The sequence below is a fragment of the Candidatus Delongbacteria bacterium genome (genome assembly GCA_020634015.1).
GTDB lineage: Bacteria > CAIWAD01 > CAIWAD01 > CAIWAD01 > CAIWAD01 > JACKCN01.
On sequence record JACKCN010000013.1, the window covers coordinates 1 to 21,477 of the forward strand.

The window sequence follows — 21,477 nt, forward strand, 5'->3', positions numbered from 1 at the left end:
CACGCTCCTGCTCGACCGTTCTGTCTCGATGGTTCCGCCACCGGAGTCAACGCTGTGATAGGGGATGCTGTCGATGCATTGACTGCATTCCATGCGGTCCATTCCACACTGTGTCACGACGTCTTCATTCACTGCGTGTGTGGCACTGTTCGCCATGAGTTTGCTTGGAATCGCAATGAGAAATGAATCTGAATCGAAACAGAATTGGTTCTTGCCCCTTCGGAATGTTTGGTGGAATTGAGTTCAATCCGTCGCGGTTCTTGATTTCGATACAAAGCAGATGGCACTTCATTCACGTCGGATGGAATTCTGTGCAATTCCGCTGGAAATGCAGTCTGGCGGAAGCAGAAACATGCACTTGGGTGTGGCGCGGCATTTGCAGTCAATTGAATATCGCTCGTTGCAGATTCGTTGAAGCGGTCTGCAGCAAATTGGAATCGCTTGTGAGAAATCCACGAATCAAGCCGGTCCGGTAATCCCGATCGTCGTTGACTGCAACTGGAGGAAAACCCCGTGAGGAAGCTCTCCATCTCTGTGATCCTGCTGTTCGCAGGCTGCGTGCTCGCTCCCGGAGTCGGCCACGCGCAGGAATCCGGGTCCGTTGTGGGCTGGGGAAGCCAGGTGGTCGTGGCACAGGATGAGCTGGAGGGTCTTGTGGAACTGGCTGCTGGCAGCTACCACAGTCTGGGCCTGAAAGCAGACGGATCCATCACGGCCTGGGGACACAATCTGGCTGGTGAGTGCATTGTGCCATCACCCAACACGTCGTTCATTTCGATCGCTGCGGGAAACTCCTTCAGCCTGGGCCTCAAGGCAGACGGGTCCATCATGGCCTGGGGGGGCAATTCTTCTGGAGAGCTTGATGTTCCGGATCCCAACGTGGGTTACGTCGCGATTGCGGCGGGTTCTGTTCATTGTCTGGGTCTTCAGGCCGATGGGTCAATAACAGCATGGGGAGACAATTGGTTCGGCCAGATAGATGTTCCCGCACCCAACATGGACTTCGTGGCGATTTCGGCCGGCAACACATTCAGCATGGGCCTCAAGGCCGATGGGGCCATCGTGGCCTGGGGATTCAACTTCCATGGAGAGTGCAATGTCCCGGAGCCCAATACGGACTTCATTGATCTCTCAAGTGGCGGTGGCCACAGCCTGGGCCTGAAGGCGGATGGGTGCATCGTTGCCTGGGGAAGCAATGACTTCGGACAATGCGATGTTCCCGAACCCAATACGGACTTTGTCGCACTTGCGGCCGGTAACACATTCAGCCTGGGCCTGAAGGCCGATGGATCCATTGTAGCCTGGGGAAACGTTGGGTCGGTCCCTGCGCCCAACACGGAGTTCGTCGCGCTTGCGGCGGGAGATGAATTCAGTCTGGGCCTGAATGCCGACGGCTCCCTGGCGGCCTGGGGTTACAATTACTATGGACAGTGCAGTCTTCCTGTGCCCAATGTGGAGTTTGTCGCACTCGCCGCGGGGGAGGGCCACGGTCTGGGCCTCAGGACGGACGGATCCATCATTGCCTGGGGCGGCGATGGGTATGGCCAGTGCGATGTTCCCGCACCCAACGCGGATTTCATGGCACTTGCCCGGGGCAGGTATCACAGTCTTGGCCTCAAGAATGACGGGTCGATTGTTGCCTGGGGAAACAATGAACACGGCCAGTGCGATGTACCCGAACCAAACACGGGATTCATCGCGCTTGAAGGCGGCATGGTCTGCAGCATGGGCCTGAAGGCGGATGGGTCCATCGTGGCCTGGGGAAGCAACCAGTATGGCCAGTGCGACATTCCATCACCCAACGAGGAGTTCGTGGCCATCGCACAGGGACACCGTCACAGTCTGGGTCTGAAGTCCGATGGCTCGATCGTGGCTTGGGGATCCAACAGTTCTGGTCAATGCACTGTGCCCGAACCCAATACGGATTTTTCGGCCCTGGCAGGGGGCACCTCTCACAGTCTGGGTCTGAAGGCCGATGGATCCATCGTGGCCTGGGGCAACAATCGATATGGCCAGTGCGTCGTTCCCGAACCGAACTCGGATTTCGTGGCACTTTCGGCGGGTACGGAACACAGCTTCGGCCTGAAAGCTGACGGATCGATCGTGTCCTGGGGGCGCAACAACGTTGGCCAGGGCAGCGTCCCGACACCAAATTCGAATTTCCTGGCGATCGCGGCCGGTGGGGATTTCAGTCTGGGTATTCAGTCAGCAAGTACCGGTATGGGCGAACCGGTTGTCGCTCGTGTACTTCCGGCCAGCCTGCGGATCCAATCCGTGTTTCCCAATCCTTTCAATCCTTCCACGACCATTTCCTTTGAAACACGGGCGGCGGGGCCGCTCTCTCTGGCCGTGTACGACATCGCCGGTCGCCGGGTGAGCTGGCGGGCTCTCGGCACTCTTTCCGCCGGAAGTCATCAAGTCAGCTGGGACGGTCTGACCGCAGACGGCTTGCCAGCCGCATCAGGCTGCTACTTCCTGCAGTTGCGGAATGCTTCAGGGGACCTTCAGAGCAGGAAGTGTCTGCTCCTGAGGTGACCAGGCAACCGCAGAATCCAATCCTCGGATGGCCCTGCACCTCGTTACTCTGTCAGGTCCGGGTGACCCAAAGCCAACACCGAACGACAGACATGGCAGGCATGATTCCGTGCATCGGGGCGGAATGATGCTTTGAGTGTCGCTCTGGCGGAAGTACTTTCGTCGTCCAACTATCAGGCCGAACGAAGTTAAATGCGAAACGGCCCGTCATGTGGCCGCAGCGCTTGCGTACCCGCATATGGGTACGGTAACGTTGAGTGGCTTCCCCTGGCTCCTCGGATTCAATTAGCGGAAGGCGCACAACTGGTCCTGGAATTCTGTTGTGTCATCAGGAGGTACCGATTTGCGCTGGTTTTAGAGCAAGGCAAGAATTTTGTAGGACACGGACGGACCCGAAGAGTCTGCTTACTCAATGTTGGGCGGACTGCAACTAAGAATGCGGTGCGATGGAGCGGTGAAAACGCGAGGAGAAGTGAAAGATGAGCGGAGTGAACCAACGCTTTCCGCTGCTCGTCCAGTTTGAGTTTCACCCGGAGTCGAAAGACGCTGCTGCCGCAGCGGCGTACTTGCACGAGGTGCTGAACGCGGACCCGGCGGTACCGGGCCTTCAGATCCCGACTTGCTTCACGCCCAACGACGGCTCGGGAGAACCGCCCGAACCTGCAGTCGCCACCGAGGCTGACCGCGTGCTCGTGGTGTTGCTGGCGGATGACCATCTGGCGGTTTCTGCGAGCAAACGGACGAAGAGCGGAAGGAGGTGGGGCGAGTACGCAACCAAACTTCGCGAGATCACCGAGGCCGCTGGGCACCGCTTCATGCCAGTGCAGCTCACCGAGAGCGCGTGGCCAATCGACAAGCGGCTCGACGACACGAACTTCCTTCGAGCATGGGCGATCGACGGGATCGAAGAGCGGCACAGTTTCATCGCGCGACGTCTCGTTCATCTTCTGATTCGAAGGCTACGGCCACACACTGAGAACGAGGACGGGCCGCCGGTCACGATCTTCCTCAGTCACACCAAAATGGACCTCGAGCACGAGCCGCGCGTCGTGAAGACGCTCCTCGCCCACTTGACGGCCACCCAGCCCGAGAAGACCTGGTTCGACAGTGGCGACATCTCGACAGGATCACGATTCGCGCACGAGATCGAGAAAGGGGTCAAGGACTCTGCACTGCTGGCGATCGTGACCGACTCGTACTCGTCTCGTTCATGGTGCCGGAAGGAGGTGCTCCTCGCGAAGTACCATCAACGGCCGGTCGTCATCGTCGACGCCGTTCAGGAACGAGAGACTCGTCGCTTTCCGTACTCTGGCAACACGCCGGTCCTTCGCTGGAAAGCTCAGGACGCCCAGGGCGTCGTGGACCTCCTCCTTCGTGAGGTGCTCCGCCACGACTATGCCGAAGAGAGCCTAAAGCAGCGCAAGCGTGAAGGAGATGTGGTCCTGCCGACAGGCCCCGAGTTGGTGACCATCATTCACCACAGAAAGGAGAAGGACCAGCCCGTCGTCCTGTACCCGGATCCGCCCCTCGGGCCCGAGGAGCTGGAGGTGCTTGAGCGGTCGGGCGTGCGGGTCGAGACACCCCTGCAGCGCCACGCTCTTGCCCACGATCTTCGCAGCCGCAACCTCACGGTTGCATTGTCGGTGTCGGGCGCCGAGGACCTAGGCCGTTTCGGCCTTCGAAGCGCCCACCTGGACTCGATCCTCCTGGATTTGTCTCGTTACCTGCTCGTGGCTGGGGTCCGGCTGGCCTACGGCGGGCACCTCGGGCCCGAAAGTTACACGCTGCGTCTCGCTGACCTTCTCCGCGACCCGATCGTGGAGCAACTCCGAGGCATGCCGATCACGGAGCAGGTTGCTGCCGAGCTCGTTACGTACCTCCCGTGGCCGATGCTCGCCTCGGTTCGCGACGAGGCTCGCCTCGGTCCGCTAGTAGAGATGCTTCGTTGCGACCGACCGACGGACATCGACGAATTGCTTGACTCTTCCTTCGTCGCGACGCCCGACGTCGAAGTTCCAGCCGACACACCTGATCGTCGCTTCGCGTGGTCCAGAGGGCTGACCGCGATGCGAGAGCGACAGACGACCGAGATGAGCGCGCGCGTCGTGGTTGGAGGAAAACTCGGGCGGCGAGACAGCCCCTACCTTGGCCGAATGCCGGGCGTCCTTGAGGAATCGCTCTTCGCGATTCGGGGGCAGCGCCCGGTCTACCTCATCGGTGCGTTCGGGGGCTGCGCGCGACTTGTGCTCGACGCGCTTGATGGGATCGAGCGCGCTGAGCTGACCTCAGCGTACCATGAGGCGTTGCCGCACGCGCCCGAGCTGAAGAAGCTTTACGTGGACCGCGGCGTGAAGTGGGACAAATTCGAAAACATCGCCGCCGAGCTGAAAACGTGCGGCACCTCGGGGCTCAAGAATGGACTGTCCGTCGAGGAGAACCGTGAGCTCGCGACTTCGCGCTCAGCAGAGCGCATCGTCGAGTTGGTCCTTCATGGGCTGCAGCAACTCAACCAACCAGCAACCGCTGACAGCGGGGAGTAAGGAGCATGTCGGTCAAGAAGAACATCTTCATCTCTCACGTCCACAAAGACGATTCCCTGCTGCCGAAGCTGAAAGACCTCATCTCGAAAGCAGGCATGGAAGTCCGCGACGGGTCGATCAACAGCGACAAGCCCAACGCGGCGTCGAACGAGGACTACATCAAGCGCGACATCCTCGCACCGCGGATCCAGTGGGCCAGCACGCTGGTCGTCCTGATCACCCATGACACCGCCCAGAGCGATTGGGTAAACTGGGAGATCAAGTACGCCATCGAACAAGGGAAGAATGTCGTTGGCGTGTACGCTCAGGGCGCCACGGACGCTGACATTCCCGAAGAGTTGGCAAAGCACGCTGCGGCCATCATCGGCTGGCAGAGCGACCGGATTGTCGACGCCATCAACGGCAACATCACTGGGTGGGACGACCCAGCAACCGGGGCACCACGCACCACAGGGGCGTGGACGGTCAAGAGGTACAGCTGCGGATGAAGCTCTACTCGTACGTCGTCGCGCGCGATTTCGGGTTCGCTCCGAACCCATTCTTCGGGTTCTGCACGTTGGCCACGTGCAAGCCAAAGATCCGCGAGCACGCATCCGTTGGAGATTGGGTCGTCGGCACCGGTGCAAAGGTCGCCTATGGGTACTCAGGCCGTCTCATATTTGCGATGCAGGTGAGCGAGGTCCTCGACTTTGACACGTACTGGAGCGACCCACGGTTTATCCAGAAGCGGCCGAACCTTACTGGCAGTCTGCAGGTCCTATACGGAGACAACATTTACCACCGTGTCGGCAAGCGTTGGGTGCAGGCCGATTCTCACCACAGCAAGGAGAAGGGCCGCATTGATAAGGACAACCTTGCGCGGGACACAGGCGTCGATCGTCTGCTCGTCGCGAGCAAGTTCGTCTACTGGGGGCTCTCAGCTCCGACGATCCCGATGAGGTTCCGAGCGTTCGGCAAGGAGAAGGACGATATCTGCGCTGGCAGAGGCCATCGCGTGTTCCACAACGAGCTGCCCGCTGCGTTTGCGGCGTGGCTCAAGGAAGAGAACAAGTGGGGCGTCCATGGAGAGCCCTTGGAGTTCGCAAAGCACCAGCGTGCATCTTCGACGACGTCGAAGGAGACCCAGCCGCGCTCGAGGACGGCCCGTCGACGGAGCGCGCGATGACGGCGGACGTCGAACGGGCTTGGCTCCTCGAGTTCGCTGCACTCGCAGCGAAGACGGACAAGTTCAAAGACAAGCCGGACCACGCGGCGCTGCTCGCTGCAGGTCTGTTCGGCGAAGCTGGAAGTGTCGTATCCGAACTCAAGAAGAAGCGCCGGGAACGCGAGGCCTACCCGGTTTACCGCGAGAGGATGGTCGAGGAGATCGGCGACTTCCTCTGGTACTTCGTGCGCCTCGCTGCGGTCGTCGCGCCCGGCCTGCTCGAAGAACTTCCCGTGCCGGGCAATGTCGTGCTTCCAGCGACAGACGGGCCTCAGCTCACGAGGCACCTCGACTTCGGAGTGGCAGTGGGCGAAGTCATTGCGGCGGTCAGCACATTGAAGAGCGAAGAAATGCGGACACGTCTGGGACGCACGTGGGCGTACCTGACAGTGCTCTGCAACGACGCGGACGTCTGTCTCCGCGACGCCGCTGAGCGCAACACGGCGAAGACCCGGAGCTGCTGGCCCCACGAGAAGGGCTACGCGCCCCTCTTTGACGACGCCTTCCCGGTGGAGGAGCAGCTCCCCCGACAGCTGAAGATTGATTTCCTAGAGCGGGCCCGCGGCAGCCACAAGGCCGTCATCCTTCGGTGTAACGACATCAATTTCGGCGACCGACTCACCGACAACATCGGGGACCCCGACGGCTACCGCTTCCACGACATCTTCCACTTCGCCTACGCCGTGCATCTCGGGTGGTCGCCCGTCGTGCGTGCGCTCATGCGAACGAAGCGCAAGAGCAACGCGAAGATTGACGAGGCGCAGGACGGCGCACGCGCTGGCATCATCGAGGAGGCTGTCTCCGCGATCGTCTTCAGCCGTGCCAAGCAGCTCAGGTTCTTCGAGGGGCTCGAACACGTCGACCTCGACCTTCTCAAAACGGTCAAGGAGTTTGTCGAGGGCTTCGAGGTCGAAACCGTTCCACTATGGCAGTGGGAGACCGCGATCCTCGACGGCTACCGCGTCTTTCGTTCGTTGTGCGCAGGTCTGGGAGGATGCGTCACGCTCGACCTCAGCGCCCGCCGACTTACCTACGCGCCCCCCGTCGCGAGCGACGACCAGTATCCGCTGCAGTCTACTTCGCAAGGAGCTCCATGAGTAACAGACACAATGTCTTCGTCAGCTATCATCACGCGCTCGACGAGGCGTACAAGATGATGTTCGAGCGATTTAGACACATCTTCGACGTCCTCGTCTCAGGATCGGTGGAAGATGGAGACATCGACTCAAACCTGCCTGCCGAGACGATCCGCCAGAAGATCCGGGACGAGTACCTCCGCGATACCTCGGTCACGGTCGTCTTGATCGGTGCCGAGTCATGGCAACGGAAGCACATCGACTGGGAGATCGGTTCGTCGATTCGACAGACAGAGTACAATCCGCGCTCTGGCCTCTTTGGCATCTTGCTGCCCACGTACCCGCGAAATGCCCCAACGGAGTACAACCTGCACACGATTCCGCCGCGCCTATACGACAACATCAAGTGCGAGTTCGCAACCATCTACAATTGGTCCGACAACCCGACGACTGTCCAAGGCTGGATTCACGACGCCTACCTGCGGAAGAGCACAAAGCAGCCCGACAACTCCCGAGCGACGTTTAGAAAGAATCGCACGGGGGCCGCATGGACCGACTGAGTGTGCGAGCAGACTTCGAGATCCGCCTTCCGGGAACTCGCATGCTCAGGACGACGCCTGTGTTCGACTCGTTTAGGCGCTTCGCGTCGGAGCGCTAGGCGATGTTCATGCATCGGCTTGTCGGCAACACGCCGCCGTGGACGAAAGGTCAGATCCTCAGTGGGCACCGCTTCACAAATACGTACCGAGCGTCGGACCGCGTTAGTCAGTACCTGATCCGCCGCGTGAACTACGAGGGCTGGCAGAAGCCCGAGGGAGTATTCTTCCGAACAATCCTGTTCAAGCTGTTCAACAAAATTGAGACGTGGTAGAGCCTTCGCACTGGGCTCGGCGTGTGGAGCTGGCGCGACTTCTCGTTCGGCGATTACGCGAAGGTACCGGACGGGCTGCTCGACGTAGGCGAACGCGTCTACTCGGCCGCGTACATCATGCCGTCGCCGGCGTTCGGAAGACCGCGCAAGCGCCGAAACCTCTTTCGGCTAGTCGAGCAGATGATGGCCGACGGAGCGCCGCGGAGGCTCGCGAAGGCGGGTTCGGCGGGGCCTATCTGAACCGGGCCGCCAGTCTTGATCAGGCCAGGGCCATCGCGTTCACGGATCCGGTGCATACTAGCGGGTCATCACTGGTCACCGTGTACGAGTGGAACGCGACCTGAGCGGGCGGGCCAGGGGCTGCGGGCGCTGTTGCGGACCGCAGCGCCGACAGTGGCCGGGAGTGGTCACGCGATCAGCTGGGGCGTTCTGGCGGGTTTCCTGGGGGAATGGCGAGGGCGTGAATCTGGCGAGCCCGTTGATTTGGACTTTGCCGTGATCGGACACGACCTCTGCGCGGGCAGCTGACACATGAGCGCCCAGCTTGACGAGCTCACCGCTCCAAGCCGATCACGACAAACGCTCATGAGCTGACCGAACAGCATCTGCCTCGATCACCGATCCGATCGCATGGAGAGACTCATGATCAAGCGCACACTCATCATAGTCGCCATCGTAGTCGCTGCGGTTGCGGTCTTCGTGCTTGGATGTGCGCTGTATGGTGACATCCCGGACGTGGAACTGCCCAACCAGATTGAGGTCACCATTGCGGATGCGGAGAACGCGTATGGTGGATATCAGGCCGCCGGTGCCAACATTGACTATTCCCACTCCATTGGGGAATACAGACTCATCGAGAGCTTTGTGGCGCTTGAATCCTGGGACCAGGAGGAAGTTGATCGACTGCTTCTGGGGCACGATGCGGATTTTGAGGCGATGGACCGTGCCAACACACGGGCTGTCTGTTATGGTCCTGTACCGGAGTCCTTCTTTGAGGCCCGGCCAGATCCGGAGCCATTCATCAGACTGATGAGATTGCGCCGTCTCAGAGCGGTCAATCACGCTCTTGCCGATGACGACAGGGCAGTCCAGGATATCCGCGCACTGTTGGTCTATTCGAAGAAGTATGAATCGGGCGCCACGTCCCTGACGCAGTTTCTTGTGGGCCGGATTCTCAGTGTGTCCTGCTACGAATTGATCAACACCCTTTTGATGAAGGAGTTGCTGGATCACGCGGAACTGCTTGACCTGTCCAGCGCACTGGAAGAGGCGGATCCTGGCCGGAGCGGATACAGACGAGCCATCGTGCTCGATGCTCAGAGAACTCTGGCATTCGTTGACGAGTTCAAGGAAGGCCTGCTTAAAAGAGATTGTCCCGACTGTGACAAGGCCATCGAGTTCTTTTCACTCGGGACTCCTTCCTTGATCGACAGTCCTGACTGGTACAAGAATTACCTGCTGATGCCCAATCGTACGAAGCGGCGGATTCTGAAGCAGCAGGATCACCTTCTTGAACTGGTGGACAATCCAGCAGTCTGTTGGGAGTATTCCACTCAGAAGCCTTCTGAGCTGGCCAGAAAACTGCACCCATTGAACACGACGCTGATGCCCAATGGTGTGGGGGCGGCAATCAGCGGTGCGGCCACCGGATCGCAGCTCAAGAGCCATGTCGGCATGTGCCAGAGTGTCCTGAAGTGTGAGGTGCTGTACAGGGTCCTCAGACTCAAGATCGCAGCCCGGCTCTACCTTCTTGACCGCGGAATGCGCATTGACTCGCTGGATGATCTGGTTCCGGAGTACCTGCCAGCTGTTCCTGCCGATCCATTCGGGGAGTCCAGCATTCGTTTCACGCCGGAGACGGGGATGGTCCATTCAGTTGGCTATGATTGCATTGACTCGGATGCCAAGGTCGCGGAAGCGGAAATCGATGCGGCGAATTTCAACCTCAACCCTTCCAGTCAACCCAGGGATTTTGTGTTCCAGCTTCATTCAGGCGATGGCGATGAGTGAGCAGCACATGCGTGACCCCCTGCCAGCCAATCCACGACGGGCTTCGCGGATCATCCTGATTGGTCCGGGGCGTCGTGTGCTGTACCTGCGGGCGCAGGAGCCTCAGTCCGGGAAAGTCTTCTGGGTCATGCCCGGTGGGGGTCTGGAGGGCGCTGAAACCTTTGAGCAGGCGGCACGCAGGGAGCTTGATGAAGAAGTGGGTTGCCCCTTCACTCTTGGGCCCTGCGTCTGGATCCGGCGTCACCGGCATCTCTGGAATGGCAGGCCCGCGGATCAGGTCGAACGATTCTTTGTGGCGCACACCGAGACATGGGTCATGAACCCCGCAAGCCAGGATGCGTATATCACGGACCACAAGTGGTGGACCCTGGACGAGCTGAAATCCAGCCGGGAGGAATTCGCACCGCGCTCCGTGGCGGAACTGCTGCCGGATGTTCTGAAGGGTCACTATCCATCGGAACCCCTGGATTGTGGGGTTTGATTGTCGCTGACGGTTGCTCTGGCTACCATTTGGCGCGCCGGGGGCATCCCCGGCAGGCAAGGATGGACATGGGGCCAGAATTCGTATTCAGTGCCCTGGCCGAATGGGCGGTTGATCATGCTGTCCATCCGGATTTCAGTCAACCCGGCAGCCCGCCCCAGAAATCCCTGAATGTGACGCCCCGTATTCGCAGGATGCGAGCAGCGCGCGATCTGGAGCCGTGAGCGGGCCGACGGGCATCCGCCTTGCCGCTCATGGACGCGGACTCAAGAGGAACCTCGACAGCCTGTACAATCCGTTCTGTTTGCGATTCCCGCGGACGTGATCCGTCCTCCCGCGGGACCCCACACCAGCCACGATCCACGAAGGAGAGCTTCATGATTCTTACCAACATCGAGAGCGTGCCCGGCCGCCAGATCCGGGAGCATTATGGCCTGGTTTCTGGCAGCACCGTGCGAGCCAAGCACATTGGGCGGGACTTCATGGCCGGACTCAAGAATCTGGTCGGCGGAGAACTGCAGGGCTACACGGAGCTGCTGGGCGATGCGCGCCAGCAGGCGACCGAGCGGATGGTGGCCCAGGCGCAGGAACTGGGGGCCAACGCGGTGATCAACGTGCGCTTCAGCACCTCGTCGATCGCGCAGGGGGCGGCGGAGATCTATGTGTACGGGACCGCGGTCAGGCTGGAGGACTGAGCATGCTTGACGTGATCCAGAATCTCTGGTTGCCCCTGGGTGTCATCCTGGTGGCGATGGTGGTGGGCACGATCCTTGAACGGCGCCATTTCACCCGGATCCGGGAGCGCGAGCAGACCTTTCGTCACATGCCGCTGCTCACGGGCAAGCAGTATCCGCTCGACCGCCAGGTCGCCGAGGCCCGCATGGTGATGGGATGCACGGTGGTCTCCGTGGACTACTTCAAGCGCGTGCTGGCCACGCTGCGTTTCATCTTCGGCGGCGAAGTGCGCGCCTATTGCAGTCTGCTGGACCGGGGGCGGCGCGAGTCGCTGCTGCGCATGCGTGAGGAGTGTCCCGATGCGGACCTGATCATCAATGTGCGCGTCGAGACCAGCAGCATTTCCAAGGGCCGCGGCAAGGCCATCGGGGCGGCCGAGGTCCTGGCCTGGGGCACGGCGATCACCTTCGTGCGTGAGCCGGTGCTGTGAACATCGTTCACAGGTCGCCCGACGGGACGGCGGACATCAGCGGTGCCCGGGGCGGCGCGTTCAGGGAGCTGCGGAAGCTGGCGCTGTTCACGGTGCTGCTGGTGACGGGGCTGTATCTCCTGATCGGCTTCGTGGTGGACCTGGCCGTGGAACGGATTCCCTTCGAAACGGAAGCCCGCCTGTTCAAGGCTCTGGTGCCGGCTGGCAGCCAGTCCGGGGACGATGCAGGGGAGCTTGCGCGGGCCAGGCGCGTGCTGGACAGGCTGAGCGCCGATTCGCTGGTGCCGGCGCTGCCCTGGCGCCTGACCGTGATCGACTCGCCCGATCCCAACGCCTTCGCCTTTCCGGGAGGCACGATCGGGGTGACACGCGGCCTGCTGGAGGCACTGGACGACGATCTGGCGCTGGGCTTCGTGCTGGCCCATGAGCTGGGGCACTTCCAGCACCGGGACCATCTGCGCGGCGCGGGGAGGACTCTGGGCTTCGGGATTGCGCTGCGCGGCCTGTTCGGCGGACACATGGGGAGCTCGTCCATCGGCAACATGTATCACTATGTGATCGGTCGCAGCTACTCGCGCCACCAGGAGGAGCGTGCGGACCGGTTCGGCGTCGAGCTGGTGAAGCGCGTGTTCGGCAGCACCGACGGCGTGCAGCGGCTCTTCGAATTGCTGGAGGAGCAGCAGGAGCTGCCGGCCTGGGGCTACATGTTCGCCACACATCCCTCGCCGCGCCAGCGCATCCAGGATCTGAAGGAGCATGCGCTGGCACTGGAGGAGCACGACGGCAACGAGTGAGGCCGAGACTGCCGGCCCGGGCTGCCCTGCTGTTCACCCATCCCGCGCCGGACGAGCGGATCCAGGCGTTGAACCAGCACGCACGGGCGCTGCGGGAGTCCGGACCCTGAGCCGGACTTGGTCTCGACAAAGACTGTTTCACCCGCCGATCCCCGGGTTCCGGTCGGGCTGCCCGAGCGGCCCCGGAACTGGCTTCAGGCGTGTGCGTACCCAGTCTTGCGGGCACAGCGGAAGGTCGCGCCCCGCACTTCCTTCTGGCAAAGCTGGCCCCCACCGTACCATCTTGTGTGTCGTGACCTGTCACCGGTTGAGTGATTCATCCAGATTGATCCAGAGGAGCGAGCCCGCATGATGTCCAACGTTTTCAGACTGTCCATCGTCCTTGCATTCTGTTGTCTGTGGGTGGGGCCGCTCAGGGCCGAGCAGGCCCTGTACTGGCTGGAATCGGTCATCACGGATACGGGAGCCCGCATCACGGGCACCTTCAGCTGGAGCTGGCAGACCGGCGATTTCGAGAACGGCAGCGGCCAGTTCCTGCAGCTGGACATTCCCCATTCCACCCATGACCAGAGCGACCTGATCTGCAGCTTCGACCCCGGCAGCTCCATCGAGATCACGCTGGCGGGCAGTTCGCACGACGATGGGGTCGACATCATGCTGGTGCTGCAGGACCCGCTGCAGCCCGGCGCCAGCAGCCTGCTGGACATCGCCGAATCCCGCTACGAGATCGGGGGCAATGGCTTTCACACGGGAGTGTTTCTCTTCGGGCGCATCGCACCGGTCGAGATCGAGCTGAGCATCGAGACACTCTCGCCAGACAGCGCACGTCTCAGCTGGACCCCCGCGATTCCCGGCTTCGTGCTGCAGCAGACCAACGAGATCCAGCAGCCCGACTGGACGCCCACCAGCAACGGCGCCAGCAGCCCGGTCAGCGTGTCGCTGGACGGATCCCAGCGTTTCTATCGGGTGGGACTGGCCCAGCCCTTCTGAGCGGGCGAACACGCAGGGTCCGGGGAAGTCCGTGGTGATGCTCCCGACTGCCACATGCCACCCGGAGCGTTGTGTCAGTTCCCATTGCCGGAGGCGTGATGCAGTGCACCATTCCCTGTCTGATTCTTGTCCTGACGCTGGCCGCCCGGGCCGCGTATTTCAGCGACTGGCTGTACCTCAGCGACAGCGAGCTCACTCCCGCCAACGGGCTGGTGAATTTCTACTCCGGAGACCTCATGGTGGGGCGCATGCACACCAATGGCGAGCTGCGGATCACCACGATGTCGTGGCCCGAGATTGGCGGCCCGGTCACGTCAGTCATGTGCGATGTTTTCTCAATTTCCCCATCGGACCTGCCCGCCGTGTTCCCGCAGGGCTTCCGCGGTGGCTTTGACCGAGCCGTGTTTCCCGGAGAGGCGGAAATCCTCGCGGTCGCCGGGCAGGCGGAGCCCGGGCACCGTTTCGCGGGACGGGATGTGGACTCGCTGCAGCTGACCACATGGATCCAGTTCGACCAGGCCAGCTATCATGTGAGTCAGTACACACAGGAAGGAGTCCAGGGGCTGGACACCAGCTACGTGCTGCCCTGGGAAACCCGCGCACTGCCCGCCAGTCCGGGTGTGATCTGGGTCCAGGGCGTGGCGCGCATCCAGGGGGTGATTGCGGGCCAGCTGACCGTCGTCGCCAGCGACACCTTGTTCCTGACCGGCGATCTGGTCACCGAGGACGTGATCCTGAATCCCTGTGGCTCGCCGCAGACCTTCGGAACCGTGCCTGCGGGCTCGCCCAACCGCATCGGCCTGATCAGTCTGAGCCAGGTACTGATTGCCGCCACCACAGCCAATGGTCTGGGTGACGGAGCCAACGCTCACCCGTGGCAATGCCCTTCGCCCTACCCGCCGGTGATCACCGTCTGCGGGCAGGATCGGCGCGATATCGTGATCACCGCGGCAATTCTGGCGCTGGGCTGCGGGTACGGGGTGGAATTCTGGAAGTCCTCGGTCACGCCCAATCCCGCTCCGGTGCTTCAGCCCAACTGTTCCGGCTGGAGCGACACTCACGCCCAGCGCATCGAGTGCGGACAGGACGCCACGACGCCCGACTACCGTGGCACGATCTGGCTGGCGGGGTCGATCGCCTTCTCGATGCGGGGGTACTCGCTGATCACCGCGTACTGGCAGAACCCGCTGACCCCCGTCGGCTACCAACTGAAGCACTGGCGCCACGACCCCAACCTGCTGGACAGTCCGCCGCCCTACTGGCCCGAACTGATCTGGGAGGACGAGGACCCCCTCGAGATCGAACCCAGTGAGATCGCCCAGTCCCTGTGCGGCATGGTGGAGGATCCGGATGCTTTCCGTGTGGCATGGAATGCGGGGTTGATCCACTTGACGGTGGCCCCCAGCGAGAACGCGCTCTGCCCGGATGAGAGCGTGCGTCTGGGAATCTGGCTCGATGGACTGGAAGTCGCGCACAGCGACACGGTGGTGGCAACGGACACAGCACTCGAGCTGATTCCCGAGCTGGTACTCCCACCGGATGGCACGCACACTCTGCATCTGGAACTGGCCTGGGACACCCGGGTCTGGAACCGCGGCGGCGAGCTCTGCCAATACCAGATCGAGTTCACGGATGTGGCGGAGGACAGGCATGCCGGACCGCAGGCCTTCGAGCTGGCGGTCTTTCCCAATCCCTTCAATCCGGGCACCACTGTGAGTTTCAATCTGCCCGCGCGTGAGACACTGCGCCTGGTCGTGCACGACCTGACCGGCCGGCGCATCCGGGTGCTGGAGCTGGGGTCGCTACCAGCAGGCTCGCAAGGTGTGTACTGGGACGGCCGCAGCGACGGCGGGCAGGACGCGCCCAGCGGAGTCTACTTCCTGGGCATCGAAGGCGGTTCGGGCCGGCTGGGTGTCGTGAAGGCGCTGCTGGTGCGCTGAGAGTCAGGCTTGCAGCGTGTGGTCGACAGCGGGCTCAACACCAATGTTCAGACGGGTGCCACCACCGGGGCGGGTTCGGCGTCCACCCACTTGCCGTGCTCGCGGATCAGGCTCACCAGTTCGTCCACGGCCTGGGGGGCGGGGATGTTCTTCTTGACGATGTCCTGTCCCACGTACAGATCCACCCGGCCGGCGGCGCTGCCCACGTAGCCGAAGTCGGCGTCGGCCATCTCGCCGGGGCCGTTCACGATGCAGCCCATGATGCCGATCTTCAGGCCCTTGAGGTGCGAGGTGCGCGCGCGGATCGCGCGGCTGGTCTCTTCCAGGTCGAAGAGAGTACGCCCGCAGCTGGGGCAGCTGACGAACTCGGTGGAGAAGATGCGCGTGCCGCTGCCCTGGAGCACGGTGAAGGCGAAGAGGCGGCTGCCCGTCATGGCCACATCGCCCATGATGGTCAGGCTGTTGCCGATGCCGTCGCCCAGCAGGGCGCCCAGCTGGCTGGCCAGCGCCAGTGGATCACGGCAGAGGTCGCGGGTCACCAGCAGGTCCACGGGCATCTTGCAGTTGAGGCGCCGCAGGGCCAGATCCAGCAGGCGGTAGCGGTGCACCAGATCGGGACCGCTGATCGAGAGCAGGGTGCGCCCGGCCTTGAAGTGGTGATGGATGTAATCCACCAGGCTGTTGAGCTGGGGCAGGTCCTGGGTGGTCAGGTGGAACTGGAGGATTTCGTCCACCGAATCGGCCATCTCGGTCCAGGAAGACACATCGTCGTGAATCACTTCCACCGGGATGATCCGGCGCACGACCCCGTCCTTGACCTGGTCCGAATTGAAGAGGGTCAGATTGCCTTCCAGACCCTGCTCGCCACGGTCGGCCGGAATGCGGCTGTCGGGCTGGGGCAGGCGTTCGTCCATCTCGGATACGCCCGGCACATCCTGGGCGTTGCTCATCAGGGTCACCGGAAAGGTGGCCGCCCCACCGCAGCTCCAGCGGTGGCTGCGGTCGGCGCTCAGGTGTGTCTCGCGCGGGCTCCATGAGGTGTAGCCCAGCCCGGCTTCGGGGTAGGCCAGACGCGGCCCTTCGCCGCGCCCGCTGAACAGGCTGGCCAGCGCGCGCGCGGGCCCCAGTTCCATCTCGGGAGGATCGGTCAGCGACACACGCACCGTGTCACCGATGCCGTCTTCAAGCAGCGCGCCGATGCCCTGGGCGCTCTTCAGAATGCCTTCGATGCCGCCGCCGGCTTCCGTGACACCCAGATGGATCGGATAGGCCATTTCCAGTTCGCGCATCCGTTCCACCAGCTCACGGTAGGCGTAGATCATCACCTTGACGTTGCTGGCCTTCATGGAGAGCACGATCTGGTGAAAGCGGGCTTCCTCGCAGAAGCGGATGTATTCCAGCGCGCTTTCGACCATGCCGCGGGGCGAGTCGCCATAGCGCTGCACCATGCGCTGGGACAGACTGCCATGGTTGGTGCCGATGCGCAGGGCGCGCCCTTCGGCCTTGAGTCGGTCCAGCAGGGGCCTGAACGCCTCGCGAGCCCGCTCGCGCCCCTCCTCGAAAGCCCGTTCGCTGATCTCGCTGGAGTCCCGCCCCGGGCGTCCCGAGAAGTTGCCCGGATTGATGCGCACCTTTTCCACATGCAGAGCGGCTTCCATGGCGGCCCGCGGGCTGAAATGGATGTCGGCGCAGAGCGGCACGCGAATGCCCGCCCGGTTCAGCCGGGCGCGGATCTCCTTGAGCGCGCGGGCGTCCTCGATGCCGGGCGCGGTCACCCTCACCAGTTCGGCACCGGCATCGACCATGCGACGGATCTGGGCCACGGTGGCGTCCACATCCGTGGTGGGCGTATTGGTCATCGACTGGATCCGGATCGGATGGCTGCCACCCAGTTTGAGGTCGCCGATGGGCACGACCCGGGTCTGGAAACGACGGTATTGCAGGCGATTCTTGACGTACATGGGTCCCCGAAAGCTGACTCCTATGTCGCGACGGTTTGCGACGAGACGCCAAAAGTAAGGAAGCGCTGCGTCAGAAGCGCAGCGCAACTCCCGCCCACCCTCAACCCAAGCCAACCTCGCCCCACACCTCCTTTCGCGCCCCCTCGTCACTTCAGACCCACCTTCACACCCTTCGCCCCCTCCCTCGCCCACCGCAGCAGCTTCCCCTTCGCCCCCCCCATGCTGACAGCAGCATTTTTTGCCTTCGGGCGCCCGCCGGCGCCCAAAGGCCAAAAATGCGAGGAGCCTCAGTGCCGGCCCCGCCGGCACTGAGGCACACAGGTTGGGCCGTTGCGCCCCATGTGTTACCTTCGCGCCGTTTGACGGCAAGGGCAGCTGCCCTCAGTCTTTCCCCCATCCAGGAGGCCCGATGCCCCCCACTCGAAAAGAGTCCAATGACGCCAAGGACAGCACATCTCCCGCTGCTCTGGCTGCGGCGAACCGCGTGGTCGCAACGCCACGTACCATCCGACGGATCGCCGTATCCACCAGCGGTGGCGACGCACCCGGCCTGAACGCGGTCATCCGCGGAGTCACCAAGGCCGCCATCCAGAAATATCGCTGGGAAGTCACCGGCATTCTCAATGGCCTCGAAGGCCTGATCGACACGCGCCGGATCATGCCGCTGGGCATCGAGCAGGTGCGCGGCATCATGCAGAAGGGCGGCACGATTCTGGGCGCCGATTCCAGCGGATACCCCTTCAATCGCCGCGTGATCCGCAATGGCGAAGCCGTGGATCTGGACGTGCGCAACCTGATCAAGCAGAACTTCCACTATCTCGGCCTGGATGCCCTGGTCTGCATCGGGGGCGAGGGCACCATGGCCATCGCCCATGAGCTCTCCGAGCTGGGCATTCCGGTGGTGGGCGTGCCCAAGACCATTGACAACGACCTGGCCGGCACGGACTACACCTTCGGCTTCCGCACCGCGGTGCAGAACGCCATGGAAGCCTGCGACCGCCTGCACGACACGGCCGCCAGCCACCACCGGGTGATGATCCTCGAGGTCATGGGCCGCTACGCCGGCTGGATCGCCCTCAACACGGGCATTTCCGGCGATGCCGACATCATCCTGATTCCCGAGATCCCCTTCGACCTCAACGAAGTCAATGACGCCATCATTCGCCGCCAGCGCCGTGGCAAGGATTTCTCGATCATCGTGGTGGCCGAAGGCGCCCACGAAGCGGGCGGAAGTCACATCGTGGCCGAGAAGGCCGCCGAGCGCCAGTCCGACATGGATCGTCTGGGCGGTGTGGGCGGCTGGCTGGCCCGCAAGATCAGCGAGGGCACGGGCATGCAGTGCCGCAGCACCGTGCTGGGCCACATCCAGCGTGGCGGATCGCCCACGGCCTCGGACCGGCAGCTGGCCACCTTCTTCGGCATTCACGCCGTGGAACTGATCGCCGCCGGCCAGTTCGACCGCATCACGGTGCTCAACGGCACCACCATCACGGATGTGCCCATGGACAGCGTGATCCGCCAGTACAAACAGGTGGATCCCCAGGGCCAGGCCGTCATGTTCGCCGAACGGCTGGGCATCAATTTCGGCCGGCCCAACCAGGAAGTGGAACTCTAGCACCCTCTGTCACGCAGTGCACGGGCCGCTGACCTGAACGGCCCGCAACGTGTCGGCCGCGGATCTACGCCGGAGGTGCTGCTCCGGGGCGGCCGGCTTGCCAGGACACATCAATGAGCCAGAAGGATCCGAAACGCCAGCAACGCAAACTGCCCGTGGAAAATCTGCGGGTAGGCATGGTGCTTCCCGGGGATGCCTGGATCCAGCGTGACGATGGGCGGCGCGTGCAGATCTTCAGCAGCGGTCAGCCGATCAGCAGCGAAGGCGTGCTCTGGCAATTGTCCGCGCACGGAGTGCACGAACTCCAGCTGGATGTCCCCCTGCTGCGCCGCGACCTTGTGGAAGACGGACGCTGCAGCAAGGCCAACCTGCAGCGCTTCGACTCCCTGCGATCCAGTCTGGACCGCGCCGAAGATCTGGGCCAGAAGAGCCTGCGCCAGCAGCAGCTGATCCTGCAGAGTGCGGCCCAGGGCGGCCAGCCTTCACTGGGGGACCTGCTGGAATCCTTGATGAATCAGGCGGGCCTGCTGGAGAACAATCCCGAACTGGGCTGCGTGCTGGCGACCTTCAACCGCATGGATGCCGAACAGGGGGGCAGGGCGCAGAGTTGCGCCTGGCTGCTCCAGGGGCTGGCCCTTGTCCGCAGCCCCCGTGCCAGCCGCGAAGAGTTGATCACACGGGCCCTGACGGGCCTGCTGCACGACATCGGGATGGTGGATTGCCGCCCCGGGCATGGAGGCGACCCTCGTGATTCAGAGGATTTCGCCGAGCATCCGCTCTTCGGTGAGACGATTCTGCGTCAGATCCCGGGTTTGCCCGGCGTGGTCAGCACCGTGGCGGCTCAGCATCACGAGCGCTTCAACGGACAGGGGTTCCCCGCAGGACTGGGAGTTTCCGAAATCCATCCTCTGGCGCTGGAAGCCGGACTGGTGGATGCCTGGCTCGATCTGCTGCAGCCCCGGGGAGCCAGACAGGGCCTGCCGGCTGCGGCGGCCGTCAATGTGGTACGTGCCTGGGCCGACCGGGAGTTTCCCGCGGAACTGGTGTTCTCCTTCCTTGACTGGCTGGGCCCCTGGCCCGTGTCCTCGGCCGTGGAACTGAGTGATGGGCGCCGCGGCATCGTGGCCCTGCGCGCGGGCGAGGAACCCGGATTGCCCGTGGTGGCCGTGCGCAGTGGGCCGATGACGGTCACCCTCGAGGATCTGGCGCTGGGCTCGCTGCGCATCCAGCGTGGCACAAGCCTGGACCAGAGCGACCTCCAGCCCGAAGAGGTATTCTGATGGGCAGGGTTCTGGGGGTGATCCCGGCCCGCTGGGCCTCGAGCCGTTTTCCCGGCAAGCCTCTGGCCCTGATTCTGGGCCGTCCCATGATCCAGTGGGTCTGGCAGGCCTGCAGCCGTGCCACGTCCCTGGATGAACTGGTGGTGGCCACCGACGACGCACGCATCGCGGACGCGGTGCAGGCCTTCGGCGGTCGGGTGGAGCTGACGCGCGCCGATCACGAGAGCGGCAGCGACCGTCTGGCCGAAGTGGCCTCGCGCTCCGACGCGGAGCTGCTGGTGAACATCCAGGGCGACGAGCCTCTGATGGACTCCAGCGTGATCGACGCCGTGGTGGCCGAATTGCGCCGCGATCCGCAGTGCCAGTGCGCCACAGCCGTGACCCGTTTCCGCAACCGGGCCGAGCTTGAGAGCCCGGACACGGCCAAGGTGATTCTGGATCACGACAATCGCGCGCTCTACTTTTCGCGGGCGGTGATTCCTTTCCCGCGGGATGGGGCGCCCGTTCTTGAGAGCTATCACAAGCACATCGGCATCTACGGCTATCGCCCGGCTCTGCTGGCCCGTCTCGGCAGTCTGAGCAGCACCTTCGAGCACATCGAGAAGCTCGAGCAGCTCCGGCTGCTGGAGAATGGCATCGCAGTGCGGGTGGCCCGGGTCAGTTATCAGCCCCTCGGTGTCGACCGACCCGAGGACATCGCCGCCGTTGAAGCCCTGCTTGCCCACCCATGAGAAGGAGACCCAAGTGGCCCGCACCCCCCGCCTGAGATCCAAGTTCATTTTCATCACGGGGGGAGTCGTCTCCTCGCTGGGCAAGGGCATCACGATTTCCTCCCTGGGCATCCTGCTGCAGGCGCGCGGGCTCAAGGTCAACGTGATCAAGCTGGACCCTTATCTCAACGTCGATGCGGGCACCATGAACCCCTACCAGCACGGCGAAGTCTACGTCACCGAGGACGGGGCCGAGACCGATCTGGATCTGGGGCATTACGAGCGCTTTCTGGACATCACCACCA

At 62.9% G+C, this 21,477-nt stretch carries 20 protein-coding genes; 19 read left to right on the top strand and 1 reads right to left on the bottom strand.

Going from position 1 to position 21,477, the window contains the following annotated elements; translation table 11 throughout:
* Positions 1–513: 513 nt before the first annotated feature.
* The 15 genes from H6678_15260 to H6678_15330 all read left to right on the top strand — a co-directional run bounded on the left by H6678_15260 (position 514) and on the right by H6678_15330 (position 15,606).
* Positions 514–2,535 carry a T9SS type A sorting domain-containing protein gene (locus H6678_15260; GenBank protein MCB9475159.1) on the top strand — a complete coding sequence of 674 codons (2,022 nt, stop codon included), beginning with the start codon at positions 514–516 and terminating at the stop codon, positions 2,533–2,535.
* Between the two features lie 479 nt (positions 2,536–3,014).
* Entirely contained in the window at positions 3,015–5,075 is a 2,061-nt protein-coding gene (locus H6678_15265; protein ID MCB9475160.1) for a TIR domain-containing protein, read from the top strand.
* Positions 5,076–5,080: 5 nt separating this feature from the next.
* Positions 5,081–5,563 carry a TIR domain-containing protein gene (locus H6678_15270; protein MCB9475161.1) on the top strand — a complete coding sequence of 161 codons (483 nt, stop codon included), beginning with the start codon at positions 5,081–5,083 and terminating at the stop codon, positions 5,561–5,563.
* Complete coding sequence (locus tag H6678_15275) at positions 5,560–6,240, top strand: hypothetical protein (protein MCB9475162.1); 681 nt, start codon at positions 5,560–5,562, stop codon at positions 6,238–6,240. Before H6678_15270 ends, H6678_15275 begins: the two co-directional genes overlap by 4 nt.
* Positions 6,237–7,376 carry a nucleoside triphosphate pyrophosphohydrolase family protein gene (locus H6678_15280; protein MCB9475163.1) on the top strand — a complete coding sequence of 380 codons (1,140 nt, stop codon included), beginning with the start codon at positions 6,237–6,239 and terminating at the stop codon, positions 7,374–7,376. The genes H6678_15275 and H6678_15280 overlap by 4 nt, the downstream gene beginning before the upstream one ends.
* Positions 7,373–7,915, top strand: coding sequence for a TIR domain-containing protein (locus H6678_15285; protein MCB9475164.1), 543 nt, complete (start codon positions 7,373–7,375; stop codon positions 7,913–7,915). Before H6678_15280 ends, H6678_15285 begins: the two co-directional genes overlap by 4 nt.
* Positions 7,916–8,022: 107 nt before the next feature.
* Positions 8,023–8,226 (top strand): hypothetical protein, encoded by a 204-nt coding sequence (locus H6678_15290; GenBank protein MCB9475165.1) that lies wholly within the window; start codon positions 8,023–8,025, stop codon positions 8,224–8,226.
* A gap of 29 nt (positions 8,227–8,255) precedes the next feature.
* Positions 8,256–8,570, top strand: coding sequence for a hypothetical protein (locus tag H6678_15295; protein ID MCB9475166.1), 315 nt, complete (start codon positions 8,256–8,258; stop codon positions 8,568–8,570).
* Between the two features lie 298 nt (positions 8,571–8,868).
* Positions 8,869–10,236: a hypothetical protein gene (locus tag H6678_15300; GenBank protein ID MCB9475167.1), complete on the top strand. Its 1,368-nt coding sequence runs from the start codon at positions 8,869–8,871 to the stop codon at positions 10,234–10,236.
* On the top strand, positions 10,229–10,717 hold the full coding sequence (locus H6678_15305; GenBank protein MCB9475168.1) for an NUDIX domain-containing protein: 489 nt from the start codon (positions 10,229–10,231) through the stop codon (positions 10,715–10,717). The genes H6678_15300 and H6678_15305 overlap by 8 nt, the downstream gene beginning before the upstream one ends.
* A gap of 377 nt (positions 10,718–11,094) precedes the next feature.
* Complete coding sequence (locus H6678_15310) at positions 11,095–11,412, top strand: YbjQ family protein (GenBank protein ID MCB9475169.1); 318 nt, start codon at positions 11,095–11,097, stop codon at positions 11,410–11,412.
* A gap of 2 nt (positions 11,413–11,414) precedes the next feature.
* The gene (locus tag H6678_15315) at positions 11,415–11,882 is read left to right on the top strand and encodes a heavy metal-binding domain-containing protein (protein MCB9475170.1); all 468 of its coding nucleotides are present in this window, start codon (positions 11,415–11,417) and stop codon (positions 11,880–11,882) included.
* Positions 11,879–12,676: a M48 family metallopeptidase gene (locus H6678_15320; protein MCB9475171.1), complete on the top strand. Its 798-nt coding sequence runs from the start codon at positions 11,879–11,881 to the stop codon at positions 12,674–12,676. Before H6678_15315 ends, H6678_15320 begins: the two co-directional genes overlap by 4 nt.
* 348 nt (positions 12,677–13,024) lie before the next feature.
* Positions 13,025–13,666 (top strand): hypothetical protein, encoded by a 642-nt coding sequence (locus tag H6678_15325; GenBank protein MCB9475172.1) that lies wholly within the window; start codon positions 13,025–13,027, stop codon positions 13,664–13,666.
* Between the two features lie 98 nt (positions 13,667–13,764).
* Entirely contained in the window at positions 13,765–15,606 is a 1,842-nt protein-coding gene (locus tag H6678_15330) for a hypothetical protein (protein ID MCB9475173.1), read from the top strand.
* Positions 15,607–15,653: 47 nt separating this feature from the next.
* On the opposite strand, the gene ispG is transcribed toward H6678_15330, so the two are convergent.
* Positions 15,654–17,567 carry a (E)-4-hydroxy-3-methylbut-2-enyl-diphosphate synthase gene (gene ispG, locus H6678_15335; protein ID MCB9475174.1) on the bottom strand — a complete coding sequence of 638 codons (1,914 nt, stop codon included), beginning with the start codon at positions 17,565–17,567 and terminating at the stop codon, positions 15,654–15,656.
* A 409-nt stretch (positions 17,568–17,976) separates the two neighbouring features.
* Here ispG and H6678_15340 point away from each other — a divergent pair, with 409 nt between their 5' ends.
* From H6678_15340 to H6678_15355, 4 genes are all read left to right on the top strand, one after another.
* The gene (locus H6678_15340; protein MCB9475175.1) at positions 17,977–19,182 is read left to right on the top strand and encodes a 6-phosphofructokinase; all 1,206 of its coding nucleotides are present in this window, start codon (positions 17,977–17,979) and stop codon (positions 19,180–19,182) included.
* A gap of 113 nt (positions 19,183–19,295) precedes the next feature.
* Entirely contained in the window at positions 19,296–20,462 is a 1,167-nt protein-coding gene (locus H6678_15345) for an HD domain-containing protein (protein ID MCB9475176.1), read from the top strand.
* Positions 20,462–21,193, top strand: a complete 732-nt coding sequence (gene kdsB, locus H6678_15350) for a 3-deoxy-manno-octulosonate cytidylyltransferase (GenBank protein ID MCB9475177.1) — start codon at positions 20,462–20,464, stop codon at positions 21,191–21,193. Before H6678_15345 ends, kdsB begins: the two co-directional genes overlap by 1 nt.
* The coding region (locus tag H6678_15355) for a hypothetical protein (protein ID MCB9475178.1) at positions 21,093–21,477 on the top strand (385 nt) is incomplete at its 3' end. The genes kdsB and H6678_15355, both read left to right, overlap by 101 nt.

Bases quoted from the DNA above. Each gene is read 5' to 3' on its own strand.
- H6678_15275 (MCB9475162.1), top strand. From the start codon at position 5,560: ATGAAGCTCTACTCGTACGTCGTCGCGCGCGATTTCGGGTTCGCTCCG.
- kdsB (MCB9475177.1), top strand. From the start codon at position 20,462: ATGGGCAGGGTTCTGGGGGTGATCCCGGCCCGCTGGGCCTCGAGCCGT.
- H6678_15345 (MCB9475176.1), top strand. From the start codon at position 19,296: ATGAGCCAGAAGGATCCGAAACGCCAGCAACGCAAACTGCCCGTGGAA.
- H6678_15265 (MCB9475160.1), top strand. From the start codon at position 3,015: ATGAGCGGAGTGAACCAACGCTTTCCGCTGCTCGTCCAGTTTGAGTTT.
- H6678_15290 (MCB9475165.1), top strand. From the start codon at position 8,023: ATGCATCGGCTTGTCGGCAACACGCCGCCGTGGACGAAAGGTCAGATC.
- H6678_15315 (MCB9475170.1), top strand. From the start codon at position 11,415: ATGCTTGACGTGATCCAGAATCTCTGGTTGCCCCTGGGTGTCATCCTG.
- H6678_15300 (MCB9475167.1), top strand. From the start codon at position 8,869: ATGATCAAGCGCACACTCATCATAGTCGCCATCGTAGTCGCTGCGGTT.
- ispG (MCB9475174.1), bottom strand. From the start codon at position 17,567: ATGTACGTCAAGAATCGCCTGCAATACCGTCGTTTCCAGACCCGGGTC.
- H6678_15280 (MCB9475163.1), top strand. From the start codon at position 6,237: ATGACGGCGGACGTCGAACGGGCTTGGCTCCTCGAGTTCGCTGCACTC.
- H6678_15270 (MCB9475161.1), top strand. From the start codon at position 5,081: ATGTCGGTCAAGAAGAACATCTTCATCTCTCACGTCCACAAAGACGAT.
- H6678_15330 (MCB9475173.1), top strand. From the start codon at position 13,765: ATGCAGTGCACCATTCCCTGTCTGATTCTTGTCCTGACGCTGGCCGCC.
- H6678_15325 (MCB9475172.1), top strand. From the start codon at position 13,025: ATGATGTCCAACGTTTTCAGACTGTCCATCGTCCTTGCATTCTGTTGT.
- H6678_15285 (MCB9475164.1), top strand. From the start codon at position 7,373: ATGAGTAACAGACACAATGTCTTCGTCAGCTATCATCACGCGCTCGAC.
- H6678_15310 (MCB9475169.1), top strand. From the start codon at position 11,095: ATGATTCTTACCAACATCGAGAGCGTGCCCGGCCGCCAGATCCGGGAG.
- H6678_15340 (MCB9475175.1), top strand. From the start codon at position 17,977: ATGCCCCCCACTCGAAAAGAGTCCAATGACGCCAAGGACAGCACATCT.
- H6678_15305 (MCB9475168.1), top strand. From the start codon at position 10,229: ATGAGTGAGCAGCACATGCGTGACCCCCTGCCAGCCAATCCACGACGG.